General features: G+C 34.7%; 11 protein-coding genes and 1 tRNA gene. 2 read left to right on the top strand and 10 right to left on the bottom strand.

Annotated features, from left to right (window positions below):
* Positions 1 to 344: 344 nt before the first annotated feature.
* From PQO00_RS19750 to PQO00_RS19735, 4 genes are all read right to left on the bottom strand, one after another.
* Complete coding sequence (locus PQO00_RS19750) at positions 345 to 2,657, bottom strand: zinc-dependent metalloprotease (RefSeq protein WP_274186580.1); 2,313 nt, start codon at positions 2,655 to 2,657, stop codon at positions 345 to 347.
* A gap of 82 nt (positions 2,658 to 2,739) precedes the next feature.
* Positions 2,740 to 4,170, bottom strand: coding sequence for a RagB/SusD family nutrient uptake outer membrane protein (locus PQO00_RS19745; RefSeq protein WP_274186579.1), 1,431 nt, complete (start codon positions 4,168 to 4,170; stop codon positions 2,740 to 2,742).
* Positions 4,171 to 4,188: 18 nt separating this feature from the next.
* Complete coding sequence (locus PQO00_RS19740) at positions 4,189 to 7,491, bottom strand: SusC/RagA family TonB-linked outer membrane protein (RefSeq protein ID WP_274186578.1); 3,303 nt, start codon at positions 7,489 to 7,491, stop codon at positions 4,189 to 4,191.
* A 237-nt stretch (positions 7,492 to 7,728) separates the two neighbouring features.
* Positions 7,729 to 8,913: a FecR family protein gene (locus PQO00_RS19735; RefSeq protein WP_274186577.1), complete on the bottom strand. Its 1,185-nt coding sequence runs from the start codon at positions 8,911 to 8,913 to the stop codon at positions 7,729 to 7,731.
* Positions 8,914 to 9,098: 185 nt separating this feature from the next.
* On the opposite strand from PQO00_RS19735, the gene PQO00_RS19730 reads away from it, so the two are divergent.
* Positions 9,099 to 9,644 carry an RNA polymerase sigma factor gene (locus tag PQO00_RS19730; protein WP_274186576.1) on the top strand — a complete coding sequence of 182 codons (546 nt, stop codon included), beginning with the start codon at positions 9,099 to 9,101 and terminating at the stop codon, positions 9,642 to 9,644.
* A 53-nt stretch (positions 9,645 to 9,697) separates the two neighbouring features.
* On the opposite strand, the gene PQO00_RS19725 is transcribed toward PQO00_RS19730, so the two are convergent.
* From PQO00_RS19725 to PQO00_RS19710, 4 genes are all read right to left on the bottom strand, one after another.
* On the bottom strand, positions 9,698 to 12,382 hold the full coding sequence (locus PQO00_RS19725) for a S9 family peptidase (RefSeq protein ID WP_274186575.1): 2,685 nt from the start codon (positions 12,380 to 12,382) through the stop codon (positions 9,698 to 9,700).
* Positions 12,369 to 13,757 carry a RagB/SusD family nutrient uptake outer membrane protein gene (locus tag PQO00_RS19720; protein WP_274186574.1) on the bottom strand — a complete coding sequence of 463 codons (1,389 nt, stop codon included), beginning with the start codon at positions 13,755 to 13,757 and terminating at the stop codon, positions 12,369 to 12,371. Before PQO00_RS19720 ends, PQO00_RS19725 begins: the two co-directional genes overlap by 14 nt.
* 18 nt (positions 13,758 to 13,775) lie before the next feature.
* A complete protein-coding gene (locus PQO00_RS19715) occupies positions 13,776 to 16,997 on the bottom strand; it encodes a SusC/RagA family TonB-linked outer membrane protein (RefSeq protein ID WP_274186573.1) in 3,222 nt (1,073 codons plus the stop codon).
* 297 nt (positions 16,998 to 17,294) lie between these two features.
* Positions 17,295 to 18,476 (bottom strand): FecR family protein, encoded by a 1,182-nt coding sequence (locus PQO00_RS19710; RefSeq protein ID WP_274186572.1) that lies wholly within the window; start codon positions 18,474 to 18,476, stop codon positions 17,295 to 17,297.
* Between the two features lie 105 nt (positions 18,477 to 18,581).
* Here PQO00_RS19710 and PQO00_RS19705 point away from each other — a divergent pair, with 105 nt between their 5' ends.
* Positions 18,582 to 19,190 (top strand): RNA polymerase sigma factor, encoded by a 609-nt coding sequence (locus PQO00_RS19705; RefSeq protein ID WP_274186571.1) that lies wholly within the window; start codon positions 18,582 to 18,584, stop codon positions 19,188 to 19,190.
* On the opposite strand, the gene PQO00_RS20460 is transcribed toward PQO00_RS19705, so the two are convergent.
* Positions 19,185 to 19,430: a GIY-YIG nuclease family protein gene (locus tag PQO00_RS20460; protein ID WP_369128022.1), complete on the bottom strand. Its 246-nt coding sequence runs from the start codon at positions 19,428 to 19,430 to the stop codon at positions 19,185 to 19,187. The genes PQO00_RS19705 and PQO00_RS20460 overlap by 6 nt on opposite strands.
* A 43-nt stretch (positions 19,431 to 19,473) precedes the next feature.
* Positions 19,474 to 19,548 (bottom strand) — tRNA-Val (locus PQO00_RS19700).
* Between the last annotated feature and the right edge of the window lie 51 nt (positions 19,549 to 19,599).

Below are 19,599 nucleotides of genomic sequence, written 5' to 3'. Positions count from 1 at the left end.
TATTTATTCATCAATTCAAAGTTATTAACATTTTTATTAGCTATGAGTCTCCCCCTGCACCCCCTCTTTAATCATCATCATCATTATAGATATAATCTATTATACAAATCTAAAGGACTGCGCTCAATGTGACAAATAAAGAACAAATTTCCTTAACTTAATGACATTGAGCTACGGCTATACTTTATTTTTATAATTCCTATAATGAAAAAAATCATTATTTCCTTTTAGCATACATTCTATTAACATCTGGTATAAATTCAAAATAATTCTACTTTAGAATGACTAATTCAAAAACAATATGAAACAAAGTTTACATATATTTTTATGCAGGGTTATCTTGATTATAATACTTCATTTAATTTATTTAGGCATAACTTCCAATGCCCTAATGAACTGGAGTCTTTATTCTTTTTAATCTCTCTTTCGATATCGTTTTTGAGAAACATCAATTGTTGCATCATTAAACCTTTTGTATAGGCATCATGCAACCAAGCTTTTTTACTAGCTTCAGAAAAATTACTTTCTTGTTCTATTCTTGAGGTAAGTTCATCAATGTATTTGAGTTGAATCTCTTGATTTCTGGGTTTTACTTTTGATTCATTATACAACTCTCTAAACAACCCTGACTGTAATTTTGACAAATATTTGTTTGCTATTTCTTCATACCCATCAATAGTTTGCATATACTCAAACCTTTTCATTCTTTGGGGGCGTAACAATTCCTGCAGCAATCTTTCCTGTAAAGAAACGATCTCATCTGGGTAAACAGAGTATTTAATGCCTGTTAAGAAATCAGAATTTACAAGCCAATTTGGAGGATCGAATGCATGTTCAACAATAAATCCAAGGGCTTCTTCTTGGGATTCTAATGGAATAGGTGTGTACATGTTACCTGGTTGATCCATTGCCTTGTAGAATATCTCGTACCCTCCTATTAAGGATATAACATGTCTCATGTGCTGGTACCATAAATCCAGCGTTTTATCGTAAAGACGTTCTAACCTTGCATTGTCCAGTTGCTCTTTATTTACCTGTGGTAGTATTTTCATAACACGTTCTATATTTTTCAAAGCTAATTGCGTGCTTTTTACAGGGTCATTAGTTTCTAAAATCTCACTAGTTGCAGAAGGGCCTACAACTTCATAGGGATTATGGTTATATCGATACCAAGGAATAGAGTCTTGTAACCGTATAATGTTTTCCAATTCCACTTCTTTTTCTTCCAATGATGTATTGGGAGGAAATTCTGTATACCCCCATTTTATCATATATAAATCTGTTGGACCAACTTTTGGCATTAATAATAATGGAGGAACGCTATCCTTTGGTTGTGCGATATTGTTATAGCGCGCATAATTCATAACGGTTGGTGTATACCCCATTTGCTTTAACCAAGCAGTATCTCCCATTTTATCAACGGGATATGTATATTCACCAAAACTAGCATCCTTAATACCGAAACTATGTCCAGCTTCATGAGCTACAACGTATTGAAGAGTTTCACCCTGTAAGGTTTCTGGATAAGGATAACTTAAAGCTCTTATATCTAATGGAGCACAACGAATAAAGTATTTTTCTACTCTACCCTCATTAAAGGAAGAAATAAAAATATCTGATTTTATAATCTCACCAGACCTTATGTCAACAACACTGGATACTGTTCCACCCCCTCCTGATACATCATATTTTCTTGTATTATCACTACCATTACCCCATCTTATAATAGAATTACTCAAACTATAGTTATCCCAATCACTTAAGCTATCTACCTCCCTAACAACTATCGCATTTTTAAATCCTGCTGCTTCAAAAGCCGGCAACCACTCTTCAATACCAGCTTTCACATAGGGTCTCCATTTTTTAGGAATATTTGGTGGTATAATAAATGTTATTGGTTTAATAGGTATACTAACTTTTTGATCTGGATATTTCTTTTTTAATTTCCACCTACTAATACTCGCAATATAATTTTTGGTTCCACCACTTATTTTAGTATCATTATTATAGTCTTCATGAAAAAATCCCATACGATAGTCAAAACCCCTTGGCTCCATTGGTTCTTGCAAATTATAAAAGCTATAATAAACGTTCTCTAGATATTCATTATCTCTTCTTACTGAACTAATAACAGTTTTTATAATATGCTCCTGATCCAAATCTTTGATACTTTCAATTCTGGATAAGCTTGTGTTTACGTTACCTGAATCCCATCGCCAGGACACTTTACTGTTTATAAAAAAATTAGTTGCATTAATACTAAATATGTCTTCATCATACTCATTTTTCACTATTGGAAGTATTCCAAGAATTCTTTTTTCTAATCCAATCTCAACATCCAAAGGGATCCAAATTCCCGTCTCGGACCAAGCCATACGTTCTTCGATAATTATATTTTCAGCAGATTTTATAAATACAATTTGTTTGGATTCATACTGATGAAATTTAGTATCTATTCTCGATAATAATATAGATTTACTTATTATGGATTTTGGAATTTGAAGGTACAGGTGCCCATTCGACATTTTTGATGTAATAAAAGGTCTTTTTTCAACTACCTTTTTTGTTGCTCTATTATTTTCTGATATATTTTCATTACTGACAGTATAACCAAAAGTATATACCAATGAAAAGCAGATTAAAATGAAATTCTTCATGATAAAGTCTTAAATTAAGTTACCTGTTTAGCCTATCCCAAAATCTTGGGATTAAGCCAAACATGGTATTTTTATTGATTAATTAGTAACCCGGATTTTGAGGCTTTAGGTTTGAATTGAGTTGTATTTCATTTGCTGGAATAGGGAATAATATATCAGTATCCCTCCAATTAATTTTAATTGGGCTTAACACTTCACTTGCTTTGCCTGTTCTTTTTAAATCGAACCAACGGTGTCCATACTCTGTGAATAACTCTACATGACGTTCTTGAAGTATCGCCTCTAATAAATCGTTTTCTGTTGTAGCAGTTGTATTAGCTAATCCTGCTCTATTCCTTATAGCATTTAAATCTTGTTGGGCACCGGAAATATTTCCTTGATGTGCCCTTGCTTCAGCTCTTATTAAATACTGTTCAGCTAAACGAAAAACAATGGAGTATTCCAAGGATTGAGTTTCTGTTACATATGCTCTATACTTATAAGCATATTGCAAGGTTGTCAACCCGTCTGAACTAGTTGCACTACCTACCCAGTTAGAACGTCTTAAATCTCCTAACTCAAAAGCTGCTAATAAATTATTTGTTAATGCATAATTTTGCCCTGGAATGGTCTGAATGATTAACCAAATTGCTTCATATGTATTATTATGAGTAGTACTATTTGGCTTAAATTGCCATATTGTTTCTGGAGATTCTTTTAAAAAAACTTTAGTTATATCTAACTCCAAATTGTATTTACTAATAACTTCTGAAGCTATGGTTTCTGCCATTTCCCAGTTTTCAGTATACAAATAAACTCTGGCCAATAAAGCTTCTGCAGCTGATTTATTAGGTATAACATTCTCTCCACTAGTATCCGTATCATCCAGTAAGTTGATTGCATTATTAAGATCTGAAATAATATTTTCATATACCGAATTTTGAGGCATACGCTCTACAACATTGTTTTCTAAATAATTGGTCGTCGTTATGTAAGGAACATCTCCATAAAGTTCAACCAATAAACTATGCATGAATCCTCTAACAAATAATGCTTGTCCTTTAAATTCTTCTTGCTCTGCAACCGTTAAAGCACCTGAATTATTAACTCCATTTATAATATCATTAACCGAATAAATAATATTATATGCGTGAGTCCACAAACTTAATGCTGTCTCATCAGAACTTGTTAAGGTATGATTATATATTTTTAAATAAGAATTATTTTGATAATAATCTAGTTCATCACTATAGGAACTCATTAAAAGGCCTAACCCAAAATTACCAGACACCATACCTTCTTCTCTCATTTTAAAATAAACATTGGCTAAAGCAGATTTTACGGTAGATGCCTCTTTAAAAACAGTTTCTGAAACCAATGTATTTTTAGGTGGGTCTACCTCTACAAAGTCAGAACAACCAATTAAAGTTATAATATAACAGAGAAGGGTGAATATTCTAAAATTTTTAAATCTATATTTAAAACGATTATATTGCGACCTATTTGTATGAATTATATTTATAAAGTTTTTCATAATATCATTTTTTTAAAGTTAAAAGCCTAATTGAAGTCCCAGGGTAATCTGTCTCAATTGTGGTAAACGGTTACTTAATGGTTGTTCAGGATCTGGACCTGTATAGTTTGTAAATGTTACCAGGTTTTGACCCTGTAAATACACATTTATATCAAGACCATTATTTAAATCTGGTACTTTATAATTTAATGATATGTTACGCAAACGAATAAATGAAGCGTCAGTAAAAGCTGCATTACTTGTCCCTTGAAGTCCATTTGAATCTACGCCACCGATATTTAGACCAGCAGTAGCCATTTGAATAGGATTTGTATCCCCAGGTTGTTGCCATCTATCTAATAAACTTGTGGTAGCGTTTCTTGGATATCCTGGCACTGCCTGAAAACGTAACTCATTGTATGCCTTTTGCTTTTTAAACTGGAAGAAAAAATCAAGGCTTAAATTTTTGTAACTTAAGGTATTACCCAAGCCACCATAAAATTTAGGTGCCCTATCTTCAACCCATTGGTTATCTTCAGGTCTACTTATAACGCCATCATCATTGTAATCTTCAAATTGATAAGCTCCAGTTTCAGGGTCAACGCCCAAAGCATTATACAGTTTTACAATTGTTAAAGGTTTTCCTATAATATATTGATCAGCAAAAGTGGATGTTTCCAAACCATCAAATTTTACCAATTTATTCTTTGGTACTGATATGTTAAAGGTGGTTGTCCATCTAAAGTCTCCTTTTTGAATATTGATTGTACGTAAATCGACTTCAAACCCCGTGTTCTCAACAGTTGCATCAAAATTACCCGTTAACTCTGAAAATCCTGTTGTTGCTGCTAATGGTATTCCAACGAGTTGATTTGAAGATCTATTCTGATACCAACCTGTATTGAGTAAAATTCGGTCATTTAAAAATCCAAGTTCCAAACCAACTTCCAATTTTTTATTCTCCTCCCAAGCAAACAAAGGATTGAATATACCTGTTGGCTCTAAAATGGTTGTGCCGTCATAATCATCTCCCGTAACAGTGTAAGTGTCCAAGAACCTATAATCTCCAATATTATCACTACCTGTAGTACCGTAACTTGCTCGTAGCTTTCCAAAACTGATTATAGAGCTATCAGTAAAAATATCTTCTTCTGAAAACAGCCAAGCAAATCCAGCAGCACCAAAATTACCAAACTGTTTCCCAGGACCAAATCTAGATGACCCATCTCTACGACCTGTAATATTTAATATGTACTTTCCATAAAGATTCAAATTTAATCTTCCAAAAAATGCCTGATAATTATATTCACTGTCTGTATCCTGAAGAACTTCCAATGTTTCAGCAGCTGCTAAATTATTTATGAGGTCATTACTAGGAAATCCTCTACCTCTTTGAACAAATTGTTGTGCGATTTCATTTTGAAATGTTGTTCCAATTAATATATCCAGTTTAATATTACGCCATTCTTTTTTCCAATTTAATTGTGGTTCTACTATCCATGACTGACGATCAGAGTTATTTGTAGTTATTGAAGAATAATTTTGGGGAGTAGAATTAAACCTTGGGTTCCTTGCTGTACTTGGAAGTATTCTGTATGAATCTAACCTATAGGTGTTAAACCCTAAACTAGATTTTATTTCAAGATTGGGTAATACCTTATAAGACACTACAGCATTAGCCAATAAAGTATTAATTTTTGAATGGTATTCTTCTTCTAATGAAGCCAAAGGATTATCCCAAGTATTATTTTCCCAATTTAAGTTCCCTTCCTCATCATATAATTCAGGTGCGTTAGGTGCCAAAGTGTAAGCCTGATTTGTTAAATCGGTTCTAGGCAGCTTATGTTTTTCATTACTATAAATTGTAGACAAAATTATTCTAAACCGATTATCACTGGATTGATGATTAATATTGCTATTTACAGTTGCCTTTTTATAATTTGCATTACCTGGAAAAACTGTTGTCTCCTTTTGATATGCTCCGCTTATTAGAAATTGGGTTTGCGCATTACCTCCAGAAACAGATAATTGCCCATTATGTTTGTAAGCAGTACCTCCTATAAGTTCCTTTTGCCAATCCGTATAGTGGCTATTATCCCAGAGTTTAATATCAGGCCAAAAAGAGTCAAAAGCAGGGTTTTCTAAAAAAGATGCGTAACCATCATTTGCAACACCTTCTCTTCGTATTTCAAGATACTGCTCGGTATTCATCAAATCTAAAAAATTGGATACCTGGCCTAATGTGCTACTCAAATTAGCTTGAAACCGTGTTTTTCCTTCCTTACCTTTTTTGGTAGAAATTAATACAACGCCATTTGCGCCTCGAGATCCATAGATAGCGGTAGCATCAGCATCTTTTAATACTTCTATACTTTCGATGTCGTTCGGATTAAATGCATTCAGTGGACTTATGCCTCCGTTATGTATTTGCCGAGATACATCATTAGATCCCAATGATTGAGAGCTGAATGGAACACCATCTACAATAAACAATGGATCGGTAATACCATTTATAAAATTTTGACCCCTAATTTCAATTTCATAACCCCCACCGGGAACTCCAGTAGATTGGGTTATATTAACACCTGATAAATAGCCTTGCATAGCTGCAATTGGGTTACTTACTGGTTGTTTTTCTATGGCTTTAGCATCTAGTTTGGCTATACTTCCAGTGGTTTCTCTTTGGGATGTTTCATAATAGCCTGCATTTAGTACTATTTCTCCTAGTTGTGTGGATTCTTCTATAAAAGTTACATTAATAACTGATTGGCTACCTACTGTAATTTCCTGCGAAGCAAACCCCAAAGCTGAAAATACCAAAACATTTTCAGGATTAGGAACGGTAATGGCATATGAGCCATCAAAATCGGTTGCAGTTCCTTTGGTTGTACCTTTTATTAACACTGTTGCACCAGCCACTGGCATGCCTTTTTCGTCTGTTACTTTACCCGAAACTTGTTGCTGTTGTTGAGAATTAGCTTCTTTAATGAGTATGGTATTATCTTTTGTTAAGACGACATTTAAATTACCATTCGATAAACTTTCGTTTAACAATTTACTTGTGCTGATTGTTCCTTTTCTTACCTGAACTTTTGGAAAGTCCTTGAAAATATCTTCTTCATAAATAAATTTATAATCTGTTTGGTTCATAATGAGGTAGAACACTTCGTCAACTGTTAATGTTTTATCAGCTTCTATTTTAATTTTAGAATTTTGCGATATTACATCTACCGGAGTTAAGCTAAATACCGACAAACAGCATAAGAAAATAAATGTTTTCATCATAAACTTTAGAATCTGTTTTCTTGTAAAGAAACCAGAGTTTGTTAATATTATTTCCATAAATTTGTGTGTTATTAGTTAGTTAATGATTTAATTAATTAATACGATTTAGGGGGATATAGTCAGCACTGTCCAGGTAAAAACTATAATCCTCCTTTTGTTTTAGTCACAGATGTATTTTTTCTTCATATATTTTAGTTTTGGTTATTATTACTTAATTTTCGTTTAATTCTTGAGATTGTCATATTATTTTGACTAGGCTCAATGTAGGTTTACCTTGCACCTTGCAAAGACATTTTATTTTAATATTATTGTTTTATTGTTTATTTCGTAATTGTTGATTGATGTGGATTTAATGGCAGAAAGTATTTCTTCGACATTTTGGTTTTTCCCTAGTATACCTTTAAACCTTACATCTTCTAATGATTCATTTTCAAAAATGATATCGAAATCATACCATCTTGATAATATTTTCATGATCTCTTTTAATGACTTGCCTTGAATAAAGTTGAAATCGCCTTCTTTCCAAGCTGTTTCTATCTTAACATCTACATTGGTAATTTTGAGCACATTTGTATTGCTATCCAATATAGACTGTTCTCCTGGGTCTAGAAGTTGGGTTTTGTTATTATAATTTATGGCTACTTTCCCCTCTGCAAGCGTTGTATAGACATTGGTTTCGTCTTTATAGGCTTTGATATTGAATTCTGTTCCCAATACTTGAACTTCCTGTTGATCATGATACACTTTAAAGTCTAAACCTTTATGTTCTGTACTAGGTGACACATCAAAATAGGCTTCACCATAAACCAAATCCACTTGCCTGGTTTCCCCATCTATGAAATTAACAGGATATCTTAATTGTGACTCCGAGTTCAACCAAACTTGCGTGCCGTCATTTAACTTTATAAAGAATTGACCTCCACGTGGAATGGTAATCACATTGTATTCTATATCCTCTGAGGGTTTTTTATTGTCTGTATAGATAATCTCCTCACCGTTACTCGTCATATTGTTCATTTGTAACGTCGTTCCCTTTTCTAAAATAACTTGAGTACCGTCCTCAAAAGTTAAGGTTGCTTTATTGCTACCCGTTTTAATTTGGTTGTTGACGATGATTGGCTTGTTATTCTGTGTAGTGCTAAACCAATTGTCTTTAAATATATATCCTGTGATTAATAATCCAACCACAAGAACTGCCGCTATATATTTATAAACTCTTGGGAATAGTTTCATGACTTTGGCTTTAGAATGGATTCTACCTTGCACCTTTTGCCAACCCTTATCGATATCAAAAACTTCGATTTCTTCAACAATGGATTGATACCAACCTTCTTCCATAATCGCTTTATAAATCATTTTATTATCTTCAGATTCCTCAAGCCAATCAGCTAAAGTCGCTTTATCAGATTCGCTGATGGATCCGTTTATCTCATTGGCAATGAGCTTTGCTACATGTAAATAATGCTCTTTCTTAAACATTCTATAACGTTTTTGTAATATGTACTTAACTTAAATACAAACGAAATGCAGACTTGTGGTATTGATCTGTGAAATATTTTTTAATTTCAACTTCAATCTACCGTCTACCTATAAATTTAAGACATAATTACTTGAAACATTTTCTGTTTGTCTTTTTTTATATATTTACCGTTGTAAAGTGAGGGATGATCAAAAAGGAAAATATTATAAGTTATATACAGCAAGGGGACGAAATTGTCTTTAAGGAATTCTTTAATGACTTCTATCCTATACTTTGCTCATTTGCAAAGACCTTTTTAAAATCAACTGATTTAAGTGAGGATGTCGCTCAAGAATCTTTAGTGAAGTATTGGAACAAACGTGAGGAATTCGATACCATACAAGGTGTAAAAAGCTTTTTGTATGTCATTACACGTAACCAGTGTATCAATGTTTTAAAGCGGTCTAAAAAGAGTACGGATCTTGAATCTTTAAGGGCTTTGAAATCTGAATCTTTTTTGAAAAAAAATATCATTAATCAAGAAACTTTTGCTATTGTTCATCAGGCTATTGCCAGTTTACCTGACCGTCAAAGAGAAATAATAGAACTGTCTTTGCAAGGCATAAAAAACCCCGAAATTGCCATTAAAATGCAAATCTCTGAAAATACGGTGCGTACAACCAAACGAAATGCATTTAGGAAATTACGGGAATTGTTAAAAGACACCTATTATTTGTTGTTGTTTGTTTAAATGTCTATGTAAATTCTGTTTTAGTGTAAAAAAATCTAATGATTTATTCTATATCACTCCTTCCACCCTTTCTCCATCCATTCTTTCTTTGGATACCTCTTTAAATAGTGATCCAACCACTCATTAACACGTTGGGCCAGATCCTTCTGCTTCTCCTTATCCCTAATAGAATGTTTTTCTTTAGGATAGACTAAAAGTATATGCTCTTTTTTCAATCGTCTTAATGCTAGGTATAGTTCTACACTCTGTGTCCAATGTACGTTACGGTCAGCTTTACCAACCCATCCCAGCAAAGGTGTATTTATTGAATGTACATGGTGAATGGGAGAGTTGTCAATAAAATTTTTAAAGTTCTCTGTAAAACTTTTACCCATCCTAAACTGATGGTGTTCATAGCGCCACGCATTATCCCAATCTTCTGACTCACTTATGGATAGATAACTACGAACAAAATCAGTCACAGCTACACCAGCTATGGCCGTTGCAAAAATATCTGTTTGGGAAATAATATATGTCGTTTCAAAACCACCAAAAGAGGCGCCATAGAGACCGACCCTTTTAGGATCTACCAAGCCCATATCGACAACCTTATTAACAGCAGATGTTACACAGTCCAATGCACTATTACCAGGACTCCCTATATCATATTTGATATCAGGATAAAGAAAAAAATAACCGTTCGCGGCAAAAACTGTCGGATTCAATTTATCATATTCCGATGGGATTACAGCTTTATGTAGTTTATGCTTTTGCTCTTCATAAATATGTACTACCATAGGGTAGGTTTGACCGGGCTCATAATCTGAAGGATAAATCAACACACCCTGTATGTTCTCACCATTTTTGTTTTGGTAATTTATCAACTTGGATCTACCCCAAGCATATTTGAACTGGAATGCATTGGGGTTAGCAATGGTGTTTGGGGTATTTCCTTTTTTAAAATGGACAAGTCTAGTTGGTTCTTCAAAGGACTCCTCAAGATAAATATAGTCCTGTGAATTTTTAGCTCTTTTTAGATTATAAACCCTTTTAGGTCCATAAACCAACGCTTGCAATCCCTTATCGGGATCCAAATAAAAGTAGCCCGAACTTATATCGTCCCCTTGCGCTTCAAGGACTAAACCCTTATCCACATCAAGTCTATTATCCGTAAAATTGGAAAAGTAACCGGCCGTACTGGGTTCAAAGGTGGCATCACAAACTCTATATCTGATGCCCTTTTCCCTACCATTAGTTAATCGTTTACTTCTTTTTCCATCCAACGAAACCTGCCAAAGGTCGTATTCATCATAGATTAGAACCATATTCAATTCATGGTTCCAACCAGGACTCCCATAGGGAACCTCATCTTCGACATTGCCATAATCCAAAAAAGAAAACCTACCATCCAAATTTTCAGTTAAATTGACATACGATTGATTTTTGGTATTATAGACCCACCAATGGCCATTTTTAAAATATTTAATAAAACGCGCATCGTCTGAAAATTTTATATACCTTCCACCATAACTTTCTATATTCTCGGCAAGCAAATGGTTTTTACCACTTGGCAATTCTTTGATGTATATGTTCATTTCAAAATCCCTCTTGAACCGTGGTTCATTATCCCATAAGTTATAAACGACTGCATAATTAAAATCTGGTGCGGGTACAGATTCGGGATGGTTTTTCGTTTCAAGCTTAATGGCTTTTTGTTTTTTTGGCCACCACATCCAATCGCGAACTTGGTCCCCTACCAAACCTAAACTCTCTCTCCTTGGATGAATGATTTTATCCTTACCATGCCATATCTCAACAAGATCATCTTTAATTTGATTATTACCGACCAACGGTTTTACCCCAAATAAGACTTTTGAATCGTCTGGTGCAATAACCAATCGATAATCAGCCAATTTCAACTGACTATCTTTATAGAAGATACTTTCTTGATTTAAACGAAACCATTGTTGGTCATCAATTTTATAGAAACACAGATCTAAATTGTTCACAGAAGAACTTTCTTGTTCCAGAAACGCAAAGCTATTGCCAGACGAACCCCATGTCAGCTTTTTAAATGGTTCAACAGACGTGCGCAACAAAACAGGTTGATATGGATGTGATGCCATATCTAACAAATAGAGGTTGTAACTTTCACCAATCCTTTTGCTGTAAAGAAGCTTATTACCTTTTGATGATATGGTATAGATGTTGACTTCAGTTAAATCATAGGTGTTTCCAGTATTTAGGTGTTTTATGGAGAGATGCTGGCCAGAGTTTTTGTCTCCCACTTTTCTGATCAGAACACTTACACCATCTTGTATCATTTCGTAACTCAAGACCGATGGAACCTTTTCTACAGTTCCATCTAGGAGATCTTGTATCTGCAACACCGAATTATCTAGGACTAGAGCTTTACTACCCTTGGGGCTGAACTTTAAGAAACCATCTCCAGGATAGAAATACTTGGTATTGCCATCTGTAGAACTTATAAAAAGCGTATCCTGCCCATAATCGTACTGTTTTGTATAGGAAACCCATTGTCCGTCATCAGATATTTGAGGAATGAACAATGTACTCCAACGATGATAGTCGTTTGGAGTTAGTTTTTTTTTGGGTGTTGCCTGTCCCCAAGATGGGTAGGCTGATAACATCAAAATAAATAAAAAGATATAACCACATTTCTTATTTAAAAAGCAAAGTGCTGTATTTTGGTTATACATACCCCTATAGATTTTAACACTAAATTTAATAGCCATCATTTTGTGGGTTTAGGTTAGGGTTTGCCAAAAGTTCTGTTTCTGGGATTGGGAATAACACATGATTTTCTTGCCAATTGGGTTGTATAGGAGCAAGCACCTCTCCTGCTTTTTGGTTTCGCTTGAGATCAAACCAACGATGACCATATTCCGTAAAAAGCTCATATCGCCTTTCTATCAAAATGGCATCCGAAATATCGGACATTGCCAAATTCTCCACATCGGAAAGGCCAGCACGATTACGGGTTTTATTCAAATCAGTCATCGCTCCTTCCAAATCTCCTAAATGCAGGCGCGCTTCAGCTCTAATTAAATACAGTTCCGCCAAACGTAGGACCACAGAATGTTCCATAGAACTTCCAGTAACACTACGTAACTTATATTTATATGGATGAAACCAAACAGAACTACCATCTGTAATACTCCTTGTCCATTGGTCTGCACGTTGATCATCAGAGGCAAAGCCATCCATAAAGGATTGAGAAAGGACTCCTATATTATTTGGAGGTCCTGTTTCAAAAATAAAAGTTTGCCCTTCATATGTATTACCTCCCTGGGATATTGGTTTTAATTGCCATAATGTACTCTTACTTCCTTTCAAAAATACATTATCCAAATCCTCTTCCCAAATATAAAAGTCAGTCCTATCCAAAATGGTATTGCATAGGGACAAGGATGCTTCCCAATTGCCAAAATAGAGCTGTACCCGCGCCAAAAAGGCCATAGCAGCAAATTGGTTTACACGAACTCTGTCACTACTAGTATAAGTTTCAGGCAGCAAGCTTATAGCCTCTTCTAAATCTGAAACCAAATGTTCATAAATTTCGGTACTTGCTAATTTTCCTGTAATAGCATTTTGATTATAATCTGTTTGGATTATATAAGGTATATCTCCAAAAAGTTGGTTTAAATAAAAATGAATAAAACCACGAAGAAATAGAGCTTCACCTTGTAATTGTGTTTTATCGCTTTCTGGTATAGCATCATTGCCATCTAGCCCTTCCAACACGGAATTACAGGCATAAACCAAGTTATAACTATCATTCCATATGACAGCCACTTCTGATTCTGTAGCCAAAACCGTATGGTTACTAAAATTATAAAGAGTCCCAATATTGGAGCCATAATAATCCAACTCATCTGAATAAAGCCCTAAAAGATTTCCTATGCCACGGGTCTTTCCAGTAATCAAGGTCTGGTCCCTTAAACCTGCATATATATTTGCTACAGCTGCAGTCGCAGTAGCCCGATCTTTAAAAACGGCTTCCCCTGTCAATTGTGAAGATGGTAAATCGGTATCCAAAAAATCAGTGCAACCAGCAAGAATAATCAAGCATCCCAATAAATAAAAACTACGTAAAGTTTGTTGTATTTTCATAATAATGTTAAGTTTTTTTTAAAATGTAATTTGAGTCCCTAAGGTAAATTGTCTTAATTGTGGCAATCTTCCGCCTCCAACAAATTCAGGATCACCCCATTTATATGAGGTCCAGGTTAATAAATTCTGACCTTGTAAATAGACTCTACAATTCATCCCTTTCATATATCTCGAGGGCACGTTATAACCAATAGACATCGTTTTTAGTCTTATATAAGAAGTATCCGATACAGCCTTATTGCTATCACTATATCTGAAAAAAGCGGATACCGCTTGGGAATTGCTACCTGTGGTATATATCTGTGAAGTCGCACTGTCTCCATCTTGCCTCCATCGATCCAATACATCGACTGGTCTGTTTGCCATAGAGCCAGAAAATCCCGAATTGAATAGATAATTCAAATTTTGTTGTTTTGTGAACTGAAAAAGGAAATCCACCTCGAATGAACCTATGCTAAAATTGTTGGACAAACCACCATAAAACTCGGGATTAAAATCTGCTATATATTGCTTATCATTGGGTGACGAAATATTACCATCCTGATCATAGTCCCTAAACTGGTAAATACCAGTTGCGGGATCTACACCTGTACTGAAATACATTTTTCTAATGTCCAAGGGGTACCCAACAACAAGCCTATTCGCATACGTTGAAGCTTCTAGGCCAGGAAAAGAAAGTAATTCATTTTCAGGAAAACTTAAATTCAGTGATATGTTCCAACGAATTTTGTCGGTGTTAACCAATCTAGAACTGGCTTCAATTTCTAATCCTGTATTCTGTACTGTTGCATCTAAATTCGCCTGAAGACTATTAAACCCTGTTGTACCTGGCATGGGAATGCCCACTAGTTGGTTGGAAGATCGATTGCGATAGTAGCTACTTGATAATAAAACCTTATCATTCCAAAGACCAAGTTCCAAACCTATTTCTAACTTTTCATTACGTTCCCATCCAAAATTAGGATTGAAGAGGCGGGAAGGACTTAATACAGTTACACCATCATAATTAGTGCTTCCAAGACTGTAGGTTTCTAAAAATTGATAATCACCAATTTTGTCATTCCCAGTCGTACCATAGCTACCTCTTAATTTACCATAACTAATTATAGGAAAAGACTCCTTAATGAAACGCTCTTCTGAAAACAGCCATGCTGCACCAACTGCTCCAAAATTAGCAAACTGTCTATTTGTACCAAAACGTGAAGAACCATCACGTCTTCCTGTAAAGTTCAGAATATATTTTTGATTATAATTTAGATTAATTCTACCAAAAACAGCTTGGTAATTATATTCTGAATCAGAATCCAAATTAATGATAAGGGTAGATGCAGCAGAAATATTGTCCAAAAGCTCATTACTTGGATAATCCGAGCCATAAAGTCCTAATTGTTCCTGTTTCTGTTGTTGGAAAGTACCTCCTAATAATACATCTAATTTTAAAGCTCCAATATCTTTTTTCCACTGTAATTGGGGTTCAACTATCCAAGAAGTACGGGATGCTGTACCTTGATAAACTGAAGAATACCTACTATCTGCACCATAAAATGGATTGTATCTCGTCGAGGGTAAGATTCTACTGTCTTTCATCTGGGAATCCGTATAACCAAGATTAGCTTTGATAGTCAGGTCTTCAAGTATGGCATAAGAAATCACGCTATTCGTTATCAAAGTCTTTGAATTGGATGAAAAGCGACTTTCCAAATCTGCAAGTGGGTTGTTCCATGTATTATTTTCCCAATTTAGCTCGCCTTGATCGTCATATAATGCAGGTGCATTGGGAGCCAAGTTAAGTGAAACCCGAGTGAGATCTGCTGCAGGTAGATTATTGTCGTCTACCACATAATTACCAGAAAAATGTATGTTAAATCTTCCATCTTCAGAATTATGATCCAAGTTTAATAAAACACTACCTTTCTTATAACCAGTCTCTCCCGGAAAAACAGTAGTCTCTTTTTGGTATGTACCACTCATTAAATATCGCGTGTTATTGCTACCACCTGATACAGATACTTGTCCCATAGTTCTATATGCAGTACCACCAATCAACTCCTTTTGCCAATCTGTATATCGGTTTTGGTCCCATGTTCCATTTACGTCATAATCGCTTGTACCTGGAGTTCTACCATCATTCACAAAAGCTTCACGCCTCATTTCCAAATATTGTGGAGTTTCTAACATATCCAAAAACTGGGTAACGCGTCCCATACTAGTATTAAAATGTATATTTAATTTTGCTTTACCAGACACTCCTTTTTTAGTGGTGATAAGCACTACCCCATTAGCTCCTCGGGAACCATAAATAGAAGTTGCATCTGAATCCTTTAATACTTCTATTTTTTCAATATCTGCAGGATTTATACCATTTAACGGACTAATTGTTCCACCAAGAATACCTGATGTTTGTAAATAATTGATTGGTTCGGATGCAAAAGGAACTCCATCTACAATATATAATGGGTCATTACCTGCAGCAATACTATTTTGCCCTCTTATCTGTATATCAAATCCTGCACCAGGCAATCCACTAGTTTGAGTAACATTGACCCCAGGCATTCTTCCTTGTAATACTGCAATTGGGTTAGATACTGGCTGTAGTTCTATTTCTTTTTTAGTTATACTTGAAATATTACCAGTTCTCAATTTTTCAGAAGTCTTATAATATCCTGCATTAATCGTCACTTGATCCAATTCACTGATATCTTCCTTAAAGGAAACATTTATAGTATTTTGATTCCCTACTGTTATTTCTTGGGTTTCAAAACCTAAAGCAGAGAACACCAATACGTTTTCTGGGTTAGGTACTGTAATGCTATAAGTACCATCAAAGTCTGTTGCCGTACCTTTAGTTGTGCCTTTAATTAAGACCGTAGCACCGGGAATGGGCTGGTTGGACTCGTCGGTTACTTGACCTGTAACCTTAATTTGTTGTTGGGTTTTAGCTTCCTTAATAAGAATGGTGTAGTTTTCTGCTAACACTACATTGAAGCTACCAAAAGAAATAGTTTGGTTGATAAGCTTATCCATTCTAATCGTACCCTTCTTCAATTGTACTTTTGGCATATCCTTGAATAAGTCTTCAGGGTACATGAAACGGTATTTTGTTTGGTCAATAATGATTTCAAACACTTCATCTACGGTTACTACCTTATCGGCATCAATCGTAACTTTTTCCTGTGCCAACGTGGTTTCTACATTGAAACTGAATACTGTGGTGCACAATAAGAAAATGAATGTTCTCATAAAGATCATTAAAAGTCGTTTTCTGTGGAGAAATGCGACATTGGTTAATTTAATTTCCATAAATTTGTGTGTATTTGATTAGTTAAATTTTTTAATTAATTAATGTATCTAGGGGGATAAGGTTTGACTTTCGACGGATAAACTTTTCTCCCTTTTTTCTTTGTAGTTATATCTTCATATATTTTGGTTTTAGGTTGTTAGTCAATTTTTATATTATTCTTGAGATTGCCACGTCGTTAGCTTAGCTATGTAACCTCAAGAAAGAAGTCCTTTCTTTCGTGTAATCGCAATGACAAATTATTTTAGCAATACTTGTTTGTTGTTTATTTCGTAGTCGTTGATGACTCCAAAGATTTTGATTGTGTTTAGTATTTCTACTATGGTTTGATCTTTACCTAAAACACCAACAAATCTGATCTCTCCTAGTTCTTCATTAGCAAATGTTACATCCATATCGTACCAACGCGATAATACCTTCATTATCTCTTTTAAGGTTTTATGTTCCAACATGAACTCTCCATTAATCCAAGCAATTTCCCGATTGACATTTACATTACTAATTGCCAATTGATTATTATTTATATTTAATGTAGCCTGCTGCCCCGGGACAAGATCCTTCGTCGCTCGTACCTCGCTTCCTCTGGATGACATTGCGGTGACATTTACTTTTCCTTCTACCAACGTAGTGTAGATATTGGTTTCACCTTTATAAGCTTTGATGTTGAACTCAGTACCTAATACCTTAACTTCCTGATTATTATTAAATACTTTGAAATCTGAACCATTATGCTCTGTGCTTGGTGATACATCGAAATAAGCCTCTCCGTAAACAAGTTCTACCTGGCGGCTTTTGCCGTCGGCAAAACTTACAGGGTATTTTAGTTGGCTCTCCGAGTTCAACCAAACCTTGGTACCATCTGAAAGGGTCATTTGAAACTGCCCTCCTCTTGGGATTGTTAGATAGTTATAGACTAATTCAAGTGAAGTATTATCATTATATGTGATTTGTCCGCCGTTGCTCACTGCGTTTTGAGTTTGATATGTTGTGCCTTTTTCTAATGCTACTATTTCTCCAGTTTCTAAAGTAAGCGTTGCTTTTTCGGTGCCAGGTTCGATTTGGTTGTTAACGATGATAGGCGTTGTTTGCTCTATTTGGTTTCCAAAAATCTGGTCTCTTAAGAAATACGTTGATGCTAATGCAATAACAAGGACTGCTGCAGCTGCGTATTTAAACCAAGGTCTTTTGTACAATGATACAGACTTCTTTTCTTGCCTTATGCGTTTAATAATATTTTCTTTTGCTTTATTCTTGTCATATTGATTCATAACATTATTTATAGAAGCATTGGTTTTAATATACTCTGAAAACATTGTTTCGTTTTTTGGATTATTAATCCAAAGTTCAAGTTGCTGAAGTTCATCAAAACTGGCTTCTTTTAGCAAGAATTTTACAATCAGATTTTCAATGTCTTTACTCATTTTATTTGATAACTTTTATATCTTTATAACGATGTTGAATTGCTCCACCACCATTTTTTATTAAAAAAAATTTAAGTTTACATTAAATTATCATTATTTGATTCATTGAAAAAGGTTGATATAAATGAAAATAATCTTGTAGAACACCTTATTAAAGGTGATGAATCTGCATACACTTTTCTGGTGGATTTTTATTATACAAGGCTTTGTAATTATGCTAGTAATCTGACTAGAGATAGTTTTGAAAGTGAAGATATTGTTCAAAATGTTATCGTAAGGTTATGGAAGCGTAGAGACAAGTTGGACGCCAATATTTCTATTAAGAACTACCTTTATAAATCTGTTTACAATGAATTTGTAGATTATTACAGAAAGCATACTGCTGTTACAGCTTTGGAAAAGAAATATATTGAGGGATTAGATACTGTTTATGAAGCCCAAGAGAAACAAGATACTCAAAACCTAAAGACCATTATAGAGCGTGAAATTGAACATCTACCTCGTAAATGCAAAGAAACCTTTTTATTAAGTAAGCGAGACGGTTTAACCTATAATGAAATTGCAGAATACCGAAATATATCTGTCAACACCGTTGAAAACCATATGGCAAAAGCTTTTACTATACTACGAGAGAAATTAAGGGATAAGGTTCAAGGTTTCTTATTCTTAATCTTTGGTTGGCCTAAATCTTCTTTGATGCGTAAGAAGTTATGATTTTACTATTCTTTCTATCATCTTTCTGCTTTTCCATTTCTTGATTTGCTGCTCTCGTTTTAAAGCTTCTGTGCGGGATGAAAAAGGCTCCTGGTACTTCAGCTCCCAATCCTTTGCTTTTGAAGTGAATCCCTTATGGTTCGATAAATGCTTTTCTAGACGGGTGTTGACATCTTTGGTAGAGCCCACGTAGTACCTGTCCAGGCTTTCCGAATATAATATGTAAACGTGATATCCCATGATAGGTAGCATAAAAAAAGCCTCCGTCACCGGAAGCTTTTTGTGGGCGCGAAGGGATTCGAACCCCTGACCCCTTGGGTGTAAACCAAGTGCTCTGAACCAACTGAGCTACGCGCCCTCTAAATTGGACTGCAAATATAACGGAGTTTTTAATATTGCAAAAACTTTT

The organism is Flavivirga sp. 57AJ16 (assembly GCF_028736925.1).
In the GTDB taxonomy this organism is placed as follows: Bacteria; Bacteroidota; Bacteroidia; order Flavobacteriales; family Flavobacteriaceae; genus Flavivirga.
This window is presented reverse-complemented; position numbering and strand designations above follow the sequence as displayed.

What these genes read in the sequence shown, in the direction of transcription:
- PQO00_RS19735 (WP_274186577.1), bottom strand. Translation starts at nt 8,913, where the DNA reads ATGTTTAAGAAAGAGCATTATTTACATGTAGCAAAGCTCATTGCCAAT.
- PQO00_RS19725 (WP_274186575.1), bottom strand. Translation starts at nt 12,382, where the DNA reads ATGATGGCTATTAAATTTAGTGTTAAAATCTATAGGGGTATGTATAAC.
- PQO00_RS19740 (WP_274186578.1), bottom strand. Translation starts at nt 7,491, where the DNA reads ATGGAAATAATATTAACAAACTCTGGTTTCTTTACAAGAAAACAGATT.
- PQO00_RS20460 (WP_369128022.1), bottom strand. Translation starts at nt 19,430, where the DNA reads ATGGGATATCACGTTTACATATTATATTCGGAAAGCCTGGACAGGTAC.
- PQO00_RS19720 (WP_274186574.1), bottom strand. Translation starts at nt 13,757, where the DNA reads ATGAAAATACAACAAACTTTACGTAGTTTTTATTTATTGGGATGCTTG.
- PQO00_RS19750 (WP_274186580.1), bottom strand. Translation starts at nt 2,657, where the DNA reads ATGAAGAATTTCATTTTAATCTGCTTTTCATTGGTATATACTTTTGGT.
- PQO00_RS19745 (WP_274186579.1), bottom strand. Translation starts at nt 4,170, where the DNA reads ATGAAAAACTTTATAAATATAATTCATACAAATAGGTCGCAATATAAT.
- PQO00_RS19710 (WP_274186572.1), bottom strand. Translation starts at nt 18,476, where the DNA reads ATGAGTAAAGACATTGAAAATCTGATTGTAAAATTCTTGCTAAAAGAA.
- PQO00_RS19730 (WP_274186576.1), top strand. Translation starts at nt 9,099, where the DNA reads ATGATCAAAAAGGAAAATATTATAAGTTATATACAGCAAGGGGACGAA.
- PQO00_RS19715 (WP_274186573.1), bottom strand. Translation starts at nt 16,997, where the DNA reads ATGAGAACATTCATTTTCTTATTGTGCACCACAGTATTCAGTTTCAAT.